Annotated in this window: 13 protein-coding genes and 1 tRNA gene; 6 read left to right on the top strand and 8 right to left on the bottom strand. The window is 72.3% G+C overall.

Going from position 1 to position 19,326, the window contains the following annotated elements; translation table 11 throughout:
- Positions 1–29 precede the first annotated feature (29 nt).
- Positions 30–1,115, top strand: coding sequence for a phosphoribosylformylglycinamidine cyclo-ligase (gene purM, locus ACFWOG_RS06150; protein WP_329884598.1), 1,086 nt, complete (start codon positions 30–32; stop codon positions 1,113–1,115).
- A gap of 195 nt (positions 1,116–1,310) precedes the next feature.
- On the opposite strand, the gene ACFWOG_RS06155 is transcribed toward purM, so the two are convergent.
- Together ACFWOG_RS06155 and ACFWOG_RS06160 are read right to left on the bottom strand one after the other, a co-directional pair.
- The gene (locus tag ACFWOG_RS06155; protein WP_327679361.1) at positions 1,311–1,568 is read right to left on the bottom strand and encodes a DUF3073 domain-containing protein; all 258 of its coding nucleotides are present in this window, start codon (positions 1,566–1,568) and stop codon (positions 1,311–1,313) included.
- Between the two features lie 395 nt (positions 1,569–1,963).
- The gene (locus ACFWOG_RS06160; protein WP_380355309.1) at positions 1,964–3,124 is read right to left on the bottom strand and encodes a Glu/Leu/Phe/Val dehydrogenase dimerization domain-containing protein; all 1,161 of its coding nucleotides are present in this window, start codon (positions 3,122–3,124) and stop codon (positions 1,964–1,966) included.
- Between the two features lie 335 nt (positions 3,125–3,459).
- Here ACFWOG_RS06160 and ACFWOG_RS06165 point away from each other — a divergent pair, with 335 nt between their 5' ends.
- Together ACFWOG_RS06165 and bldC are read left to right on the top strand one after the other, a co-directional pair.
- Positions 3,460–4,386 carry a hypothetical protein gene (locus ACFWOG_RS06165; protein ID WP_329949094.1) on the top strand — a complete coding sequence of 309 codons (927 nt, stop codon included), beginning with the start codon at positions 3,460–3,462 and terminating at the stop codon, positions 4,384–4,386.
- Between the two features lie 529 nt (positions 4,387–4,915).
- Positions 4,916–5,122, top strand: coding sequence for a developmental transcriptional regulator BldC (gene bldC, locus ACFWOG_RS06170; protein WP_014137253.1), 207 nt, complete (start codon positions 4,916–4,918; stop codon positions 5,120–5,122).
- A 361-nt stretch (positions 5,123–5,483) separates the two neighbouring features.
- Here bldC and ACFWOG_RS06175 read toward each other — a convergent pair.
- From ACFWOG_RS06175 to ACFWOG_RS06195, 5 genes are all read right to left on the bottom strand, one after another.
- A tRNA-Asp gene (locus ACFWOG_RS06175) sits at positions 5,484–5,557 on the bottom strand.
- Between the two features lie 120 nt (positions 5,558–5,677).
- Positions 5,678–9,670 (bottom strand): ATP-dependent RNA helicase HrpA, encoded by a 3,993-nt coding sequence (gene hrpA / locus ACFWOG_RS06180; RefSeq protein ID WP_380355312.1) that lies wholly within the window; start codon positions 9,668–9,670, stop codon positions 5,678–5,680.
- Positions 9,671–9,908: 238 nt separating this feature from the next.
- A complete protein-coding gene (locus tag ACFWOG_RS06185) occupies positions 9,909–10,688 on the bottom strand; it encodes an alpha/beta hydrolase (protein WP_329884568.1) in 780 nt (259 codons plus the stop codon).
- A 71-nt stretch (positions 10,689–10,759) separates the two neighbouring features.
- On the bottom strand, positions 10,760–12,214 hold the full coding sequence (locus ACFWOG_RS06190) for an MFS transporter (RefSeq protein WP_380355315.1): 1,455 nt from the start codon (positions 12,212–12,214) through the stop codon (positions 10,760–10,762).
- A gap of 118 nt (positions 12,215–12,332) precedes the next feature.
- Positions 12,333–13,313 carry an NADPH:quinone reductase gene (locus tag ACFWOG_RS06195; protein WP_355400520.1) on the bottom strand — a complete coding sequence of 327 codons (981 nt, stop codon included), beginning with the start codon at positions 13,311–13,313 and terminating at the stop codon, positions 12,333–12,335.
- A gap of 231 nt (positions 13,314–13,544) precedes the next feature.
- Here ACFWOG_RS06195 and ACFWOG_RS06200 point away from each other — a divergent pair, with 231 nt between their 5' ends.
- From ACFWOG_RS06200 to ACFWOG_RS06210, 3 genes are all read left to right on the top strand, one after another.
- Positions 13,545–14,732 carry an acyltransferase family protein gene (locus ACFWOG_RS06200; RefSeq protein ID WP_380355318.1) on the top strand — a complete coding sequence of 396 codons (1,188 nt, stop codon included), beginning with the start codon at positions 13,545–13,547 and terminating at the stop codon, positions 14,730–14,732.
- Positions 14,733–14,847: 115 nt separating this feature from the next.
- Complete coding sequence (locus ACFWOG_RS06205) at positions 14,848–15,696, top strand: NAD(P)H-binding protein (protein WP_329884562.1); 849 nt, start codon at positions 14,848–14,850, stop codon at positions 15,694–15,696.
- Between the two features lie 369 nt (positions 15,697–16,065).
- Complete coding sequence (locus ACFWOG_RS06210; RefSeq protein WP_329949098.1) at positions 16,066–17,235, top strand: transposase; 1,170 nt, start codon at positions 16,066–16,068, stop codon at positions 17,233–17,235.
- Positions 17,236–17,282: 47 nt separating this feature from the next.
- On the opposite strand, the gene ACFWOG_RS06215 is transcribed toward ACFWOG_RS06210, so the two are convergent.
- The gene (locus ACFWOG_RS06215; RefSeq protein ID WP_380355322.1) at positions 17,283–19,211 is read right to left on the bottom strand and encodes a helix-turn-helix domain-containing protein; all 1,929 of its coding nucleotides are present in this window, start codon (positions 19,209–19,211) and stop codon (positions 17,283–17,285) included.
- Positions 19,212–19,326: the final 115 nt, after the last annotated feature.

The raw sequence follows: 19,326 nt of genomic DNA on the forward strand, positions 1-19,326 counted from the left end.
CCCCACTGACCCGAGAGGGCCGCACCGCAGTGACCACGAACCAGAACGGCGCCACCTACGCCGCCGCCGGCGTCGACATCGAGGCGGGCGACCGCGCCGTCGAGCTCATGAAGCAGTGGGTGAAGAAGGCGAGCCGGCCCGAGGTGGTCGGCGGCATCGGCGGCTTCGCCGGGCTCTTCGACGCGTCCGCCTTCAAGCGCTACGAGCGGCCGCTGCTGGCCTCGGCCACCGACGGCGTGGGCACCAAGGTGGCGATCGCCGCCGCCATGGACAAGCACGACACGATCGGCCACGACCTGGTCGGCATGGTCGTCGACGACCTGGTGGTCTGCGGTGCCGAGCCGCTCTTCATGACCGACTACATCTGCGTCGGCAAGGTCGTCCCGGAGCGGGTCGCGGCGATCGTCAAGGGCATCGCGGAGGGCTGCGCCCTGGCCGGCTGCGCCCTGGTCGGCGGCGAGACCGCCGAGCACCCGGGCCTGCTCGGGCCGGACGAGTACGACGTCGCGGGCGCCGGCACCGGCGTGGTCGAGGCGGACGCGCTGCTGGGCGCCGAGCGCGTCCGGGCCGGCGACGTGGTGATCGCGATGGCCGCCTCGGGCCTGCACTCCAACGGCTACTCGCTGGTCCGTCACGTGCTGCTGAACGAGGCCGGCTGGAAGCTGGACCGCAAGGTCGAGGAGTTCGGCCGGACCCTCGGCGAGGAGCTGCTGGAGCCGACCCGGATCTACTCGCTGGACTGCCTGGCGCTGACCCGGGCCACCGAGGTCCACGCCTTCTCGCACGTCACCGGCGGCGGTCTCGCGGCCAACCTGGCCCGGGTCGTCCCGGACGGCCTGCACGCCCGCCTGGACCGCGGCACCTGGACCCCGCTGCCGGTGTTCCAGACCGTCGCCCGGGTCGGCGGGGTGGCCACCCTGGAGATCGAGAAGACGCTCAACATGGGCATCGGCATGGTGGCGGTCGTCCCGCCGCACTCGGTGGACGTGGTGCTGTCGATCCTGGAGGACCGCGGCGTCGAGTCCTGGCTGCTGGGCGACATCGTCGAGCGGACCGACGAGCACGACGGCGGCGCGGCGCTCTACAACGCCTACGAGGGCTTCACCGCGGGCTGAGCACGGAACCGGGCGAAGGGCCCCGCCGGGCGGCACGCCGGCGGGGCCCCTTCGCGTACCGGTGCCCGTGCGCCGGGGTGCGCGAAGGCCCGGGCGGGTGCCCCACGAGCCCCGGGGTGCGCCGGGAGCACGCGGGAACGCCGAAAACCGGCCCGGTGCACTGGGCACCGAGGCCGGTCTGGTCAGACTGGGAGACTACGCGCGCCGACGGGCCTGGGAAGGCCCGGTACCCGACTCGGTGTCGTCGTCCTCGCCGTCATCGGCGTAACGAGCCGCGTACTCCGCGTAGGGGTCGTCGTCCTCGTCCTCTTCGATCGGCTCCGGCTCGATCGGGGAGGTGGAGGGCGATACGCCCAGCTCGCTGGAGAGACGATTGGCGTCGAACCCGCCGCTGTTGTACTTCAGCTCGCGGGCGACCTTCGTCTGCTTGGCCTTGGCCCGGCCGCGCCCCATGGGTCGACCCCCTCAACGATGGGGCTCACGGCCCCGAGTCTGACACGTGTTCATGATCAAGAGCGGCCTGCCCGAATGGGGAGAACCGTCCCTTGGAGCATTAACGGTACCTGTTTCTGCCGCTGGACGGTACGTCGTCGGTGTGACGTGGCGCGCACCGGCCGCACCCGCGACCGGGTCGTCCCAGGTCAGGGGAGGTTTTGCGGCTTTCTGCACGCTGTCCGGAGGTGTCTCGGGTCCGTTGTTCCCGGATCGATTATCCCCCCAAGGGGGACGTTGGATCACCCGATCGGGCGCAGAAGTGAGAATCCGGTTCCACATTGTGATGCGCGGGGGACGGAAGTGGACGCCCCCCGCGCACCGCGGGTCGACCCGGTCCGGCCGGGGGCCCGGGATCAGCCCCGGCGGGCGGCCGGCAGCAGCACCGAGCGCAGCGCGCTGATCTCGCGCATCCGCTTCTCGGCCAGGCGGTCGGCGGCGACGGCCGGCGGCACGCCGTCGGAGGCGGCCCGGGTGAAGATCTCCAGGGTGGTGTCGAAGATCTTCGTCGCCTTGTTCTTGGCGCGGTCGAAGTTGAAGCCCTCGATCTCGTCGGCGACCTGGATGACGCCGCCGGAGTTCACGAGGTAGTCCGGGGCGTAGAGGATGCCGCGGTCGGCGAGGTCCTTCTCGACGCCCGGGTGGGCCAGCTGGTTGTTCGCGGCGCCGCAGACGACGACGGTGCCGAACTCGCCCAGCGCCGCCACCGAGTCGTCGGTGAGCGCGCCGCCGAGGGCGCAGGGGGCGTAGACGTCCAGCTTGGCCTGGAGGAGCGCGGCGGTGTCGGCGACGACCTCCACCTCCGGGTGGGCCGCCCGCACGCGGTTGACGGCGGTCTCCGAGACGTCGGTGACGACGACGGTGGCGCCGTCCGCGACCAGGTGGCCGACCAGGTAGTGGCCGACCTTGCCGACGCCCGCGACGCCGACGCGCTTGCCGCGCAGGGTCGGCTGGCCCCAGCGGGCCTGGGCCGAGGCGCGCATGCCCTGGAAGACGCCGAACGCGGTGAGGATGGACGAGTCGCCCGCGCCGCCGTTCTCGGGCGAGCGGCCGGTCACGAAGCCGGTCTCGCGCGCGACGACGTCCATGTCCTGGACGTAGGTGCCGACGTCGCAGGCGGTGATGTAGCGGCCGCGCAGCGACTCGACGAACCGGCCGTAGGCGCGGAGCATCGCCTCGTTCTTGTCCTTGTTCGGGTCGCCGATGATGACGGCCTTGCCGCCGCCGAGGTCGAGCCCGGCCAGCGCGTTCTTGTAGGACATGCCGCGCGAGAGGTTGAGGGCGTCCTCCAGCGCCGCCTCCTCGGAGGCGTACGGGAAGAAGCGGGTGCCGCCGAGGGCGGGGCCCAGCGCGGTGGAGTGGACGGCGATGATCGCCTTGAGTCCGGAGGAGCGGTCGTGGCAGAGCACGACCTGCTCGTGGCCGTCGCCGTTGGCGCCGTCCTGGGAGGTGCCGAAGATCCTGCTGAGCACGCCGGGTGCGGGGTGCGTGGCGGATGCGGTCTGTACGTCGGTCACTGTGGTGACTCCAGTAATTCCGAGGCCCGCTGCTGTGGTGCGGGCGCGTAGGGCGAAGCGTAGCCGCGGGAAAGCCGCCGATCCGCCCCCTTGGCGAAGCTCGGGCCGGTTGTCCGATGGGTGAGACGGGCCGGGTGGGAGGGGCTCCGCCGGTCCGACCGGCGGGCGGTCCGGACCAGGCCCGCCCGTGGCCCGCCCGCGGCCCGGACCAGGCCCGGAGCCGTTCCGGAGCCGCTCCCGGGGGCCGTCCGCGAACGGTTCGGGGACGGTTCGGCGGCGACGCGGGAGTGCGTCCGCGAACCGCACCCTCCCGGCCGGCGGGGCCGCGTGGGACCATGCAGGACGTGACCGTCGTACGCACCTCCGTGCTGCCGCCCTACGCCGCGCACCTGCGGGTCTACGAACCGCTGGCCGCGTACCCGGAACCCGAGCGGGCACGCTGGCAGGCCTACGCGGCGGAGCACGGGCCGGACGCGGCGGAGGCCGGCCGGTCGGTCGCGGCGGCGGTCCTGGACGAGCAGCGCTCGGCGCTGGCCGAGGTGGTCGGCCGGACGCCGCGGGCGCTGCCGGAGCGGGAGAGCGAGCGGGCGTTCGTCCGCGCCGTGGACGGGGTGCTGTACGTCTGCCCGTGGGCGACCAGGCTGCGGAGCTGGCAGGCGCTGGAGGAGCTGCGGGCGGGGGCCCCGGTGGCGCTGGTGGACACCGCGCTGCCGCAGGCGACCCGGGAGGCGGCGGAGGCGGACCGGGAGCGCTGGCGGGCCGAGCACCCGGACGCCCGGCCGTGGATCCTCACCAGCCGGTGGGAGGTGCCGGTGCGGTGGTTCCTGCCGTTCGGGGAGGAGGACCGGTGCTTCGTCCCCGCAGGAGTGGGAGAGGGGGAAACGGGGGAACGTGACGGGGAGGGGATCCGGGGGGACACGGCGGCGCTCTTCTACCTGACGCCGATGGCGCAGGCGCGCCGGCGGGTGGCCCGGGCGTACCGGGCGCTGCGCGAGGCGGTGCCGGAGGGGGAACTGGTGCGGGGGGCGGAACAGGTGGGGCGGTGGCTGGAGGAGTTCCATCCGCGGTCGTTGGTGGAACTGGACTACGGGGGGCTGGTGCACCTGCTGGGGCCGGAGCGGCTGTCGGCGGACCGTTCGGCGGGGGAGCTGGAGGACGGGCTGCGGGCGCTGCGGGCCGGGGAGGCCGCGGAGGCCATGAGGGCGTACGAGGAGCTCACGGTGCGCTGGCGGCGGGTGCTGGCGCTGCGGTACGCGAACTAGGCGGGCCCGTCCGGCTGAGGGGCCGTCACGGCAGGGCCCTCGGGGTGTCGGTGGTACTTGTAAGACTGTAAGAGTCCTACGGCCCGTCCTGCATGACCAAGGTCCTGGTTCGGGTCAATACCTGTCGAACGTGACACTACTCACCGTTGACGCGAACTAACCCCTATGTGCAAAAATGGGACAACCAGCCCAACTTCACGTGAGCGTGCCCACTTTTGGGTGGTTCTGGAGTCGATGCGCGCTTTGCGGGAAAACGGGGGGTCTGGTCCCCTCGTAACCGAATGTCACTATTACGTGACTGCCCGTTATGGGGTGGTCCATCGCCATCCGTCGGCCTTGAACCCGTGAGGGGTCAATTTTGGCGGTTTGGTCGATAGGGCTGGACGGATGGTGTAGTTGTAGACACCAGGACAAGCCGTTCGTCCTATTACCGACTCGGCCCGTCTATGCCATTTCGGGCATCGCGGGCCAAGGTGCAGAATTTGAAGGATAGAACCGCCCTGGTTCGGTTCTCCCGAGGAGGCCGCTCATGACCGCTCGTACCCCTGATGCCGAACCTCTGCTGACGCCGGCAGAGGTCGCCACCATGTTCCGCGTGGACCCGAAGACCGTGACGCGCTGGGCCAAGGCCGGCAAGCTCACGTCCATTCGCACGCTCGGCGGTCACCGCCGCTATCGCGAGGCGGAGGTGCGCGCCCTGCTGGCCGGTATTCCGGCTCAGCGCACCGAGGCCTGACGGGCCGAAGACGCAAGGCTCTTCGAAAGGGGCCGCTTACCGGACTCCGCCGGGTCCGGTAAGCGGTCCCTTTCTTTGTTTCTACACGTCTGTCGTGGTGGCGCCACCGCCCGGAATGTTGAACTCCGGATAACGATTTGAGGTGGATGGGGTGGGGGGGATTTACTGTTAATGGCAGTACAATTTTACATATTAAATTAGCGCCCTCCCGGAGAGGCGTTCGAACGGCCGGTTCCCGGAGGGGGTGGGTGACGACCATCACACACACGGTCACTTGTGGTCTAGACCTGGACCGGGTAATGGGGCGTCAGACAAAAACGAGAGGCCCGGAACCAAACGGTTCCGGGCCTCTCGACTACGGCGATCCCGACGGGACTTGAACCCGCGACCTCCACCTTGACAGGGTGGCGAGCTAACCAACTGCTCCACGGGACCAGAGTGTTCTGATCTCGTTCACTCGCTTGCTGCGCTGCGAACAAGACAGACTGTAGCCCATGGTGGGCCCCCAGGTCGAACTGGCTCCTGGGGACCCCGGCCCGCTGAGCTGGGGCGGGCTCAGAGCGACGCCCGGGCGGCCTCCATCGCCTTCATGATCCGCTTCTCGGAGACCGGTGACGGCGTGCCCAGCGACTGGGCGAAGAAACTGACCCGCAGCTCCTCGATCATCCAGCGGATCGCCCGCACCTCCTCGGAGGGCTGCTGCCCGGCCGGTACGGCCGCCAGCAGCTCCCCGTACGCCTGCTGCACCTGCTGGACCTTCAGCAGCTGCTGGGAGTCCCGCTGGGGGTGGTTGGGCAGCGCCTCCAGCCGGCGGTCCACCGCCAGCAGGTACCGCTTGAGGTCGGGCAGCCGCTGCCAGCCGGTCGCGGTCACGAAGCCCGGGTGCACCAGCGAGGCCAGGTGCAGCCGGATGTCGTTCACCGCGCCCAGCAGCACCGGACTGCTCACCGACTTCAGCCGGTTCGACGCCTTGTGGAAGGCGATCAGCGCGGTGGCCGACTTCAGGGTGGTGTCCGCCGACAGGTCGTACAGGTCGGCCCGGACCTTGTCGTGCAGCGAGCCGAACGCCGCCTCGTCCCAGGCCGGTCCGCCGGCCCGGGCCATCAGCCGGTCGGTCGCGCAGGCCACCACGTCCTCGAAGAGGGCCGGGATCGAGCCGTGCGGGTTGTAGGACAGCGCGAGCTTGGCCTGGTTGCCCAGCCGGCCCTGGATCGACTTGGCCGGCGAGGTGGTGGTCAGCGCCAGGAGCCGCCGGGTGCCCGCCCACATCGCCTGCGCCTGCGCCTGCGGGGTGTCGAACAGCTTGATGCCGACCGTGTCGCCCTCGTCCACCAGCGCCGGGTAGGCGCGCAGCGAATGGCCCCGGGAGCGCTGCTCGAAGGTGCGCTGGAGCACCGGCAGGGCGGACGGCCAGGCGGTCAGCCCGGACTGCTCGATGCCCTGCCCGGAGGCCGCCGAGGAGAGGGTCTCCTTCAGCTTCGGCTTGAGGCTCAGCCGCAGCTCCTCCAGGTCCTTGGACTCGGCGAGCTTCTTGCGGCCGTCCACCACCCGGAAGGTCACCTTGAGGTGCTCCGGGACGCGCTCCTCGTCCCAGGCCTCCGGCGGGACCGTGATCGCCGTCATCCGCTTGAGCACGTGCTCCAGGGTCGGCAGCAGGGGCTCCTGCCGTTCCCTCAGCTCGCGCAGCGCCGCCTTGGCGAAGTCCGGGGCGGGCACGAAGTTGCGGCGGACCGCCTTGGGCAGGGACTTGATCCAGGCGGTGACCAGCTCCTCGCGCAGGCCCGGGATCTGCCAGTCGAAGCCCTCGGCGGTGACCTGGTTCAGCACCGGCAGCGGGATGTGGACGGTCACGCCGTCCGCGTCGCTGCCCGGTTCGAACTGGTAGGTCAGCTTGAAGCGGAGCTTGCCCTGCTGCCAGTAGTCCGGGTAGTCGTCCTCGGTGACGCCGTCCGCGGCGTCGTTGATCAGCATCGACTTCTCGAAGTTGAGCAGGTCCGGCTGCTCGTGCCGGGTCTGCTTCCACCAGGAGTCGAAGTGCCGGGTGGAGACGATCCCGTCCGGCAGCCGGCTGTCGTAGAAGTCGAACAGGGTCTGGTCGTCGACCATGATGTCCCGGCGACGGGCCCGGTTCTCCAGCTCCTCGACCTCGCTGAGCAGCTTCCGGTTCTCCGCGAAGAACCGGTGGTGGGTCTCCCAGTCGCCCTCGACGAGCGCGTTGCGGATGAACAGCTCGCGGCAGAGCTCCGGGTCGATCCGGCCGTAGTTGACCTTCCGCTGGGCGACCACCGGGACCCCGTAGAGGGTGACCCGCTCGTACGCCAGCACCGCGCCGGACTTCTTCTCCCAGTGCGGCTCGCTGTAGTTGCGCTTCACCAGGTGGGCGGCCAGCGGCTCCACCCACTCCGGCTCGATCTTGGCGTTGATCCGGGCCCAGAGCCGGGAGGTCTCCACCAGCTCGGCGGACATCACCCAGCGCGGGGGCTTCTTGAACAGGCCGGAGCCGGGGAAGACCGCGAACCGGGCGCCGCGGGCGCCGCCGTACTCGCGCTTCTCCACGTCGTACAGGCCGATGTGGGAGAGCAGGCCGGCCAGCAGCGACTGGTGGATCCGGTCGGCGTCCGGCTCGGCGTCGTCGTGCGGCTCCTCGATGGTGACGCCGAGCTGCTTGGCGACCGTGCGCAGCTGGGAGTAGATGTCCTGCCACTCCCGTATCCGCAGGTAGTTGAGGAACTCGGCCTTGCACATCCGGCGGAAGGCCGAGGAGGACAGCTCCCGCTGCTGCTCGCGCACGTACCGCCACATGGCGAGGAAGGCGAGGAAGTCGGAGGTCTCCGAGTTGAACCGGCGGTGCCGTTCGTCGGCGGCCTGGCGCTTCTCGGCGGGACGCTCGCGCGGGTCCTGGATGGAGAGCGCGGCGGCGATGACCATGACGTCCCGGACGCAGCCGTTGCGGTCGGCCTCCAGGACCATCCGCGCCATCCGCGGGTCCACCGGGAGCTGGGCCAGCTTGCGGCCGAGCGGGGTGAGCCGCTTGCGGACGTCCTTCTCCTCCGGGTCGAGCGCGCCCAGCTCGTGCAGGAGGCTGACGCCGTCCTTGATGTTGCGGGAGTCCGGCGGGTCCAGGAACGGGAAGGCGGCGATGTCGCCGAGGCCGGCGGCGGTCATCTGGAGGATGACCGAGGCCAGGTTGGTGCGCAGGATCTCGGGGTCGGTGAACTCGGGGCGGGAGAGGAAGTCCTCCTCCGAGTAGAGCCGGATGCAGATGCCGTCCGAGGTGCGGCCGCAGCGGCCCTTGCGCTGGTTGGCGCTGGCCTGGCTGATCGCCTCGATCGGGAGGCGCTGGACCTTGGTGCGGTGGCTGTAGCGGGAGATCCGGGCGGTGCCCGGGTCGATCACGTACTTGATGCCGGGGACGGTGAGGCTGGTCTCGGCGACGTTGGTGGCCAGGACGATCCGGCGGGAGCCGGAGCGCTGGAAGACCTTGTGCTGCTCGGCGGAGCTCAGCCGGGCGTAGAGCGGCAGGATCTCGGTGGACCTCAGTTTGAGCTTGTCGAGCGCGTCGGCGGTGTCGCGGATCTCGCGCTCGCCGGAGAGGAAGACCAGGATGTCGCCCGGACCCTCCGCCTGCAGCTCCCGGGCCGCCTCGCAGATCGCCTGGATCTGGTCGCGGTCGCGGTCCACCTCGTCGCCGTCGCCGTCCGGGTCGGACTCGTCGGTGACCGGCTGGTAGCGGACCTCGACCGGGTAGGTGCGGCCGGAGACCTCGACGATCGGGGCCTCGCCGAAGTGCCGGGCGAAGCGCTCCGGGTCGATCGTCGCCGAGGTGATGACCACCTTGAGGTCGGGGCGGCGGGGGAGCAGCTGCTTGAGGTACCCGAGCAGGAAGTCGATGTTGAGGCTGCGCTCGTGGGCCTCGTCGATGATCAGGGTGTCGTACTGGCGCAGCTCGCGGTCGGTCTGGATCTCCGCGAGCAGGATGCCGTCGGTCATCAGCTTGACCAGCGTGTCCGGGCCGACCTGGTCGGTGAACCGGACCTTCCAGCCGACGGCCTCGCCCAGCGGGGTCCGCATCTCCTCCGCGACCCGCTCGGCCACCGTGCGGGCGGCGATCCGGCGGGGCTGGGTGTGGCCGATCAGGCCGCGTACGCCGCGGCCGAGCTCCAGGCAGATCTTCGGGATCTGGGTGGTCTTGCCGGAGCCGGTCTCACCCGCCACGATCACCACCTGGTGGTCGCGGAGGGCTTCGAGGATCTCGTCCTTCTTCTGGCTGACCGGCAGCTCGGCGGGATAGTCGATCGCGGGGACGGCGGCACGGCGGCGCTCGACCAGCAGCTCGGCGCGCTCGATGTCGCCGGCGATCTCGGTGGCGATCTGCCGGCGGGCCTCGGGCTTGCGGACCTTGCGGGCACCCTCCAGCCGGCGGCCGATGCGCACCTGGTCGCGCAGGGTCAGCTCGGGCAGGCGCGCGGCCAGCTCGCCGATCCCGGGCCCCTGGTCCTCGGTGGGGGCGTCGGCGGGCTGGACTGCGGGAGAACTCACGGCGGGCATCCCTCTAGGTTCGCAAGGAGATGCGGTGGAGCGCACCTCGGTTTTCGAGCGACTCCAGTGTCACAGGGGACGGCGGTCCGCTGCCAACGACGGCCCGGAAGCGGAACAGGGCACGGGGCCGGGGAGGGCTCCTGGGACGGCTCCGAGGACGGTTCCGGGGACGGCCGTGGGGCCCGTCCGGACTGCTCGGACGGGCCCCACGGTGCGACGGGCGGTGCGGTGCGCCGGGCGGCGCGGGTCAGTCCTGCGCGATGAAGTCGCTGACCAGCCGGACCCACTCGGCCGGCTTCTCGTAGACCACCACGTGGCCGCTCTCGATCTCGGCGTAGGTGCTGCCGGGGATCGCCTCGGCCAGCTCGCGGGTCAGCTCGACCGGGACGGTGGCGTCCTTGGCGCAGCCGATCACCAGCGTGCGGGCGGTGATCCGGGGCAGCAGCTCGCGGATGTCGGCCCGGAGGTTGAGGTCGATGTGGCGCAGCGCGCCGTCGGTGGGCTGGTTGCCCTTGATGATGCCCTCGACGACGCCGTGGTCGAGGCTGTTGAGGTGGTCGCGGCTGAACGCGGTCAGCGTGCCGAACCGGCCGAAGGCGTCGGTGTCGGCCCTGGTGCCGAGCCAGGTGGTCATGTGGTTGCGCAGGTACGCGTCGTCCGGGCGGGTCCAGCCGGCCGTCAGCACCAGGCTGCGGACCAGGTCGGGCCGGGTGGCGGCGACGGCGGCGGCGACCACGGAGCCGAGCGAGAAGCCGACCAGGTCGACCGGGCCGTTGCCGGCCTCCTCGATCACGCCGATGATCTGCTCGGCGAGCAGCTCGACGGTCAGCTCGCCGCCGTCGTCCTCGGTGTCGCCGCAGCCGGCGTAGTCCGGCAGGACCACGGTGCGGGAGCCGGTGAAGTCGCCGGCGAGGTGGCCGAAGGTGCCCGCGGCGCCGAAGCCGGTGCCGTGCACGAAGACCAGACCCGGGCCGGAGCCGTCCACCTCGTAGGAGACGCGGGCGCTGGGAGTGGAGACGATGGGCATGGTGGCGGTTCTCCTCGGAGTACGAGTGGGACAGGTGGGTGGGCGGGAGGTACGGGTGCGGGCGGGCGGGGTCAGGCCAGGCTCTCGGCCGGGGTCTCCTTGACGGCCGCCGCCCGCGGGGCGCGTTCGAAGCCGAGTGCGACCAGGATCAGGGCGACGATCCCTCCGGTGGCGACCAGCACGGCGGTGCGCAGACCGTCCGTGGTGGCGGTGCGGAACGCCTCGCCGGTCAGCCCGGAGGTGCCGGCGTTGGCGATCGCGACCAGGACGCCCAGTCCGACCGCGCTGCCGACCTGCTGGCCGGTGGAGACGATGCCGGAGGCGATGCCCTGCTCGTAGGGGTGCACCCCGGTCGCGGAGGCGGAGAACATCGTGGTGAAGATGACGCCCTGGCACAGGCTGAGCACGACCAGACCGGGCAGCAGCGAGACGTAGGAGCCGTCCGGTTCCATCGCGAACGCCATCACGGTGGTGCCGAGCGCGCCGAGGACGAAGGACGCGACCAGGGTGGTGCGGGCGCCGAACCGGGTGGCGAGCCGGCCGCCCAGCATGGAGCCGAGGAAGCCGCAGGCCATCGGGATCAGGAAGGCCACGCCGGTCCGCAGCGCGCTGTACTCGTGCACGGTCTGGAAGTAGACGGTCAGGAAGTACAGCAGGGTGCCGAAGGAGGCCATGAAGAGGAAGGTCGTGACCACGCCGGTGGAGAGGTTGCGGTTGCGGAAGAGCCGCAGCGGCATCAGCGGGTCGGTGGTGCGGGCCTCGATCGCCAGGAACGCGGCGACCAGGGCGAGGCCCAGGACGGCGGTGGTCAGCACCAGCGGCGAGGTCCAGCCGGAGGCGGGTGCCTGGACGAGGGTGAAGACGACCAGGGTGGCGCCGGTGGTGGCGGTCAGCGCGCCGGGCAGGTCGAAGGAGCGGCCGTGCTCGCGGGGCCCGTCGGCGCGGATCAGCCGGGGGGCGAGCAGGGCGGCGCCGCCGGCGAGCGGCACGTTGACGTAGAAGACCGCCTCCCAGCCGAAGGCGGAGGTCAGCACGCCGCCGGCCAGCGAGCCGATGATCATGCCGCTGGCGCCGGCCGCGGCCCAGACCGAGAGTGCCCGGTTGCGTTCGCGGCCCTCGGCGAAGCTGGTGACCACCAGGGCGAGGGTGGCGGGGAAGAGGAAGGCGCCGCCGAGCCCCTGGAGGGCGCGGGCCGCGATCAGCAGCCCCTGGGTCGTGGCCAGTCCGCCGATCAGCGAGGAGCCGGCGTACAGCAGCAGCCCGAGGACGAACATCCGGCGGCGTCCGAACAGGTCGGAGGCGCGGCCGCCGAAGAGCAGGAAGCCGCCGAAGGCGACCGCGTAGGCGCTGACCACCCACTGGAGGTTCTGGGCGGAGAAGCCGAGGCCGCTGCCGATCTCGGGGAGTGCCACGTAGACGATGTTGTAGTCGACCGAGACGATCAACTGGGCGAACGCCAGCAGGGCCAGGAGGAGACCCGAATGACGCGGCCCGGACGCATGGTCGGCGCCGGCGGACGGGGGCATGGGGGGCGGCCTTTCGGGGACGGGGGCGCGGCGGACTGGGCGTCACGGACCGTGCCGGGGAGCTGTCTTGGGTACGGCTGTGGACGGGGCTGTGGTCGGGGCTGTCGTGGGCGGGGCGTCACAGGTCGGGTCGCAAAACGACCCGGCGGCCGTTCAGCCCGCCCTTCTCCAGCCGCCGGTGGGTCTCGGCGGCGGCGTCGAGCGGGAGGTTCTCCAGGGCGCGCGCTCGCAGCCGACCGGCGGCGAGCAGGCGGTTGATGGTGCCGGCGGCTTCGGCGAGCTCGTCGGTGCGGGCGTGCGAGATGACGAACCCGCGGATCGAGCCGTCCTTCATGTACAGCTGTCCGGCGGGCAGTTCGGGGCGTGAGCGGGCGCCGGCGAGCAGCACGATCCGGCCGCGCGGGGCGAGCAGGTCGACGGCGGTGGCGAGGTCGTTGGTGCCGGAGGTGTCGAGGTGGACGTCGACGCCGCCCGGGCAGGCGGCGCGGATCCGGTCGGTCAGGTCGGGTGCGCGGTAGTCGAGGACCTCGGTGGCGCCGAGGTCCCGGCAGTGGTCGGCGTCGGCCGCGCTCGCGGTGGCGACCACCCGGGCGCCGGCCTCGGCGGCCAGGACGACCAGGGCGCCGCCCACGTTGCCGCCCCCACCGGCCACCAGGACGGTTTCGCCGGCCCGGAGCCCGCCGTGGGCGAACAGCGCGAGGTGGGCGGTGGCGGCCGGGTGGACCACGGCGACGGCGCCGGGCCCGTCCACGCCCGGGGGCAGGTGGTAGAGCCGGTCGGCGGGGACGACGGCCTGTTCGGCCGTCGGGCCCTGCCGGCCGCCGTGCCCGAGGCTGTTGGACCAGACCCGGTCACCGGGGGCGAAGCCGGGGGCTCCCGGGCCCGCCTCCGCGACGGTGCCCACGAGGTCCCGCCCGATCACGAAGGGGAAGGGTAGCGGGGTGCGGAAGAGCCCCGAGCGGACGAAGGTGTCGACCGGGTTGACCGAGACCGCGGCCACGTCGACCAGGACATCGGTGGGCCCGGGGACCGGCCGGGGCACCTCGCCGTAGCGGATGTCCGTGGCCGGTCCGTGCTGGGTGATGAACGCTGCGTACATGGGGCCGATCCTCCGGGAGGGACGGCCGGGCTGCGGCGGATCGCGGCATCGTTCGTCAACTCCTCTGGCTCGGAAGGAAAGGCGGAGCGGACCGGAGTGTCCCCCGACCTGACATAGATGCTACACCGATCGGTGCAATCTCTCATCTGCACCGAGTAGTTTACTTGGGTCTCGGGTCGGACCGGCGCCATCGGTCCGCTCCACAGGCTCGACACCCTCAAGGACGGAACCATGGCCACCGACCGACTCCTCGCCCAGCCGGGACCGACACCGGACGGCGGGAGCGGACAGCAGTCGCAGCGCCCCTTCACCAGCCGTCTGCCGTCGCTGACCGGCCTGCGCTTCCCCGCCGCCCTTGCGGTCTTCGCGTACCACGCGGCCCTGCCCATCCCCACCCTGCGGCTCTTCGCCGACGACAGCACCGAGTTCCGCTTCGTCGACATCGCCGACCAGGCGGGCGGTCTCGGCGTCGCGTTCTTCTTCGTGCTCAGCGGCTTCGTGCTCACCTGGTCGGCCCGCGCCGACGACACGGTCACCGGGTTCTGGCGGCGAAGACTGGTCAAGATCGTCCCGAACTACGTGGTCGCCTGGGCGCTGGCCATGGTGCTGTTCGCGAGCACCTACACCCCGGCCCGGACCGCGATCGTCAACCTGTTGATGCTCCAGGTCTGGATACCCGACTTCAACACCTACTTCAGCGTCGACCCGCCGAGCTGGTCGCTGGGCGCCGAGGCGTTCTTCTACCTCTCGTTCCCCTTCCTGCACCGGGTGTTCCGGGCCATCCGCCCCGAGCGGCTGGTGTTCTGGATCACCGGGGCGGTCGCCGCCGTCGTCGCCACCCCCGCCGTCGCCTACCTGCTGCTGCCCGACACCCCGGGTGTCCCCGGCGGGTACGAGGGCTCGGTCTCGCAGTACTGGTTCAGCTACGTGCTGCCGCCGGTGCGGATGCTGGACTTCGCGCTCGGCATGCTGGTCGCCCACGCGGTGCGCAGCGGTCGCTGGCGCAACATCGGGATGGTCTGGTCCGGCCTGCTGCTGGTGGCCGGCTACGTCGCCACCCACTACGTGCCCTACCTGTACGCGCAGCGGGCCGTCCTGGTCGTCCCGATCGCGCTGCTCATCGCGGCCGCCGCGATCGCCGACAACGAGGGGCGGTTCACGATCTTCCGCAACCGGGCGATGACCTGGCTGGGGGAGATCTCCTTCGCCTTCTACCTGCTGCACTTCATCGTGCTGACCGAGCTGCGCGACCTGCTCGGCACCCGGATGTACTCCACCGTGGAGGGTGTCGGCCTGCTCCTCTTCGCCATCGCGGCGACCGTCCTGGTCTCCTGGGTGCTGTACCGGCTGGTCGAGGCCCCGATCACCCGGCGCTTCTCCTCCCCGCGCCGCGACCGACCCGCCGTCCGGAACGACTGACAGGCCGCCCGTCGCCCGTCCGTCGACCCGTCAGACCGTCCGTTCGTCCGTTCGTCAGACCGTCAGTCCGTCAGTCCGTCAGTCCGTCAGTCCGTCAAGAAAGCGAGCCGTTCCCATGGGCAAGATCCTCGTCACCGGGGCGACCGGCCAGGTCGGCGCCGAGGTGCTGGCGCAGCTGCTGGCCGCCGGCGCCGACGTCCGGGCCGGTGCCCGGACCCCGGAGAAGCTGGCGTCGACCACCACGGCCGAGACCGCCGTGCTCGACCTGACCGACCCGGAGACCTACGGACCGGCGCTGGCCGGCGTCGAGAAGGTCTTCCTCTACGCGGTGCCGCAGGGCACCGAGGGCTTCCTCGCGGCGGCGAAGGAGGCCGGCGTCCGGCACGTCGTGGTGCTCTCCTCGCAGACCGTGGTGGACGCCTTCCCGGTGCAGCGGCCGATCGTCGAGATGCACCGGACGGTCGAGGCGGCCGTGGTCGCCTCGGGCATCCCCCACACCTTCCTGCGGCCGCACAACTTCGCCACCAACATCCTGATGTGGGGGTGGCCGGAGTCGATCCGGGCCGAGGGGCGGATCCGCTTCCCGTACCCCGAGTCGCACAGCGACGCGATCCACGAGAAGGACATCGCCGCGGTCGCCGTGGTCGCGCTGACCCAGCCCGGCCACGAGAACCAGGCCCACTTCCTCAGCGGTCCGGCGTCGGTCACCCAGCGGGAGCAGCTGGCGACCCTCGCCGAGGTGCTCGGCCGGCCGCTGGAGTTCGAGGAGCTGACCGACGCCGAGGCGCGCGAGGCGCTCTCCCCGATCGTGCCGGTCTGGGTGATGGACGCGGTCGTCGGCTACTGGGCCGGCTCCGACGGCGTCCCCACCGAGCTGTCCGACACGGTGGAGAAGCTCACCGGCCGACCCGCCCGGACCTTCGCCGACTGGGCCCGGGACCACGCCTCGGACTTCACCGCCTGACCCCGTCCGGCCGGGTGGCGCCCTCGCGGGCGCACCCGGCCGGTGCCGGTCCGGCGCGCCGGATTCCGCTCCCGCCGCACCGGTGGGACGGACCCCGGTGGCCGGGCCACCACCGAGAGCGCCGGACGGGTGGGCAGCGCACCTTAGCGGGAGGGAGCGCGGCGCCTAGCGTGAGGACGGCGCAGCCATCCGCGCATTCGAGGGGGATCAATGAGCGGTCTCGCCCTGGGCGCCGTGGGCGCCCCAGCCCACAGCGTTCCACTGCACAGCGTTCCACTGCACGGTGTTCCACTGCACGGCCTTCCGGCCCACGGCGTTCCGGTACAGGGGGTACCGGCCCGCAGTACCGCGGCCCACGGCGTTCCGGCGGTGCGGGAGCTGCCGGGCCTCGACGCCTCGCACGACGTCCTGCTCCGGGAGCTGTGCGCCGTGCTGTTCGCCTCCCTGCCCCGCAGCGACCAGCGGCAGAAGGGCGCCCAGTACCTCCGCGGCCTGCTCGGCGCGCGCGGACGCAAGTCGATCCGGAACATCGCCACCGTCGTCGGCGGCCAGGCCGCCGAACAGAGCCTGCACCACTTCATCACCAGCTCCACCTGGGACTGGGGACCGGTCCGTCAGGCACTGGCCCAGCACCTGGCCCGGATCGCCCCGCCGCAGGCGTACGTGCTGCGGCCGATGGTGATCCCGAAGGCCGGTGACCACTCGGTGGGCGTGGACCGCCGGTTCATCCCGGCGCTCGGCCAGGTCCTCAACGCCCAGCAGGCGGTGGGGGTATGGGCCGCCTCGGACAGCTTCAGCGGCCCGCTCAACTGGCGCCTGCACCTGCCGCAGGCCTGGCTGGACAACGAGCCGCGGCGCAGCCAGGCGCTGATCCCGGACGAGGTGGACGCGGAGACCCTCGGCGACTGCGCGCTGGAGGCGGTGATCGGCCTGCCGGCCCGCTGGGGCCTGCCCGTCCGCCCGGTGGTGGCGGACGCCCGGGACGCGGACGGGATGCGGATGGTGCGCCGGCTGCGGGCCGAGCGGCTGCCGATGCTGGTCCGGGTCGGCGGCTCGTTCCCGCTGCTGCCGGTGGGGCCGGTGCTGACCGGCCTCCCGGCCGGCCCGGGCCCCGCCCACCGGTTGATGTCGGCGGCCCGGGAGCTGCGCCGGCCGGTGGTCTGGTCGGGTCCGGCCGGCGGGCTGCGCAACGGTCTGGTGGCCACGGTCCCGGTCCGGCTGCCCGGGCGCGGTGCCCGGTCGGGCGGGCGGGACCGGCGGGGCGGCGGGGAACTGCTGCTGCTCGGGGTGGGCGCGGCCGGGCGGCGCTGGCCGGCCGAGCTCTGGCTCACCGATCTGGTGGACCTGCCGACCGCGGCGCTGGTCCGGCTGGCCCGGCTGACCGACCGGGTGGGCCGGGACTTCGCCCGGACCGCCGACCGGGTCGGGGTGCGGGACTTCGCGGGGCGGTCGTTCAGCGGATGGCACCGGCACATCACCCTGGCCTCGGCGGCCCACGCGGTGGCGGTGCTGGCCCGGGGGGACGACCGGCGGGCGTGACGGAGCCCCGGGTGGACGGTGTCGGGGCCGTCCGTGCGCGCGGAGCGTCAGGACGGTGGTCCGGGGCGGTCCTTGCGGGCCGCGCGGTCCAGCAGGACGCGCCGCACCCGGCAGAGCTTGAGCGCCAGCTGGATCTCGAAGGCCCGCTCGGGTTTCTGCCAGTCCGGGCCGAGCAGTTCGCCGATCCGGTCCAGCCGCCGGGCCACCGTGTTGGGGTGGACGTGCAGCTGCTGCGCGGCGTGGGTCGGGCTGTTGCCGGTCTCGAAGTACGCCTGGAGCGTGCGGGTCAGCTCGGTGAGCCGCTGCCGGTCGTAGTCGAGGACCGGCCCGACGGCGGACTCGATGAATCCCTCGATGTCATGGTTGTCTGCCAACAGTACGCCCACGAAGCCGAGTTCACGCACAGAGGCGGCGCGGCCGACTGCGCCGAGCGAGGTCATCGCGTCCAGGCAGCGCAGCGCCTCCTGGTAGCCGTGGAACACCGAGGTCGGATCGGAGACCGGACCGGCCGCGCTGACCGTCACCGGGATGCCGAGCAGCGGGGTCAGCTCGTCGGAGACGGCGCGGGCGGCCGTCCCCGGGTCGCTGCCCGGCAGCAGCAGGACGGCCCGGCCGTTGTGGACGCGTTTCAGCCCGCTCATCCGGTGGGCGTACAGGTTGGCCCAGGTGGCGGCCTTGCCCTGGGCCTCGCCCTCGGGCCGGGCGACCACCAGGACGTGCGCGGTGGAGAGGTCGATGCCCAGGCGGCGCGCGCGCAGCGCGAGCTGCTGCGGCGGTCGCTGCGGGCTGGCCAGCAGCTCGTCGAGGAGCTCGTCCCGGACCTGGCCGGCCGGGCCGGTGTGCCCGGCCGCCCGGCCGCTCTCCAGCAGCAGTGCGACCGCCACCGCCTGCGCCAGGCCCTGGCAGGACTCCGCGGCCAGGTCGGCCCGTCCGTCGGCCGGCCGGGCGAGCAGGGTGCCCAGGTCGGTCGAGCCGGCGCAGACCGGGGCGGCCCAGAGCGGACCGGCGAGCCGGACCGGCCGGCCGGCGGCGTGGGTGTCCAGTGCGGCGGCGACCACGGTGGGCTCGTCCAGCTCGGGCAGGTCGCCGAACGAGGCGACCACCGTGCCGTCGGTGGCGTACACCCGCAGGCCGAGGTCCAGACGGCGCCCGGCGTCCCGGACCAGGGCGTGCGGGTCGCCGCCCGAGAGCGCGAGGTCGACCAGGGCGCGGTGCACCGCGGCGAGTTCGCCGGCGGTGCGGTCCGGTTCCGGGACGGGGGCCGGGCGGGCGGCCTCCTTCAGCAGCCGGGCCTTCTCGACCGCCACCCCGGCGAGGTCGCCGAGCGCGGCCATGAGGGAGATCTCGTCGGCGGTGAAGCGGCGGACCGTGCGTTCGGCGACGTACAGCACACCGAACGGGTGGGCGCGGTGGCCGAGCGGGACGGCCATCACGGCGTGCAGGCCCTCGGCGCGGATCGTCTCGTCGATCGCGGGGCTGTGCCGGATCCGCTCGTCGAGCAGGTAGTCCGGGGTCCAGAAGGGCGCCGGGTCGGCCAGGACACCGGCGCCCAGGCCGAAGCCGTCGGGCAGGGGCAGGCCGACCGCGAGCGCCCCGGTCGGGCCGTCGGTGGTGCGGATCCTGACCTGTCCGTGCTCCTCGTCGGTGGTGGTCAGGCAGGCCACGTCGGCGCCCAGCAGCAGCCGGGCCCGGCGTGTGATCACCGCCAGCAGGCCGTCCAGGTCGTACGGAAGCGCCAGGTCGCGGGCGGTGTCGGCGAGCGCGGCCAGCCCGGCCTCGCGCCGGCGGCGGCGCTGTGACTGTGTGCGTATGGAGAGGCCGAGCTGTTCGATCCGGCCCAGCGCCTCCCGTTCACGGGGCGACTCGCAACTCTTCCGGGCCTGCTCGACCAGCTCCGCCAGCTGGGCGGCGGGCGCCTCGCTGGCCAGCAACTCCAGGACGTTGAACGCGATTGAGTCGGCCGACCGTCGCGTCATGACCTTCCCTCCCCCCAGGCCCTCCTGAGCAGAAGGAGTGCGTGACGGCCTGCAAATCGGAAGGTATGCGGGGGCGGATGTTCCCGTCAAGCACAGGTCCGGGCCGGTCGCCGGG

The organism is Kitasatospora sp. NPDC058406, from assembly GCF_042722765.1.
Lineage (GTDB): Bacteria > Actinomycetota > Actinomycetes > Streptomycetales > Streptomycetaceae > Kitasatospora.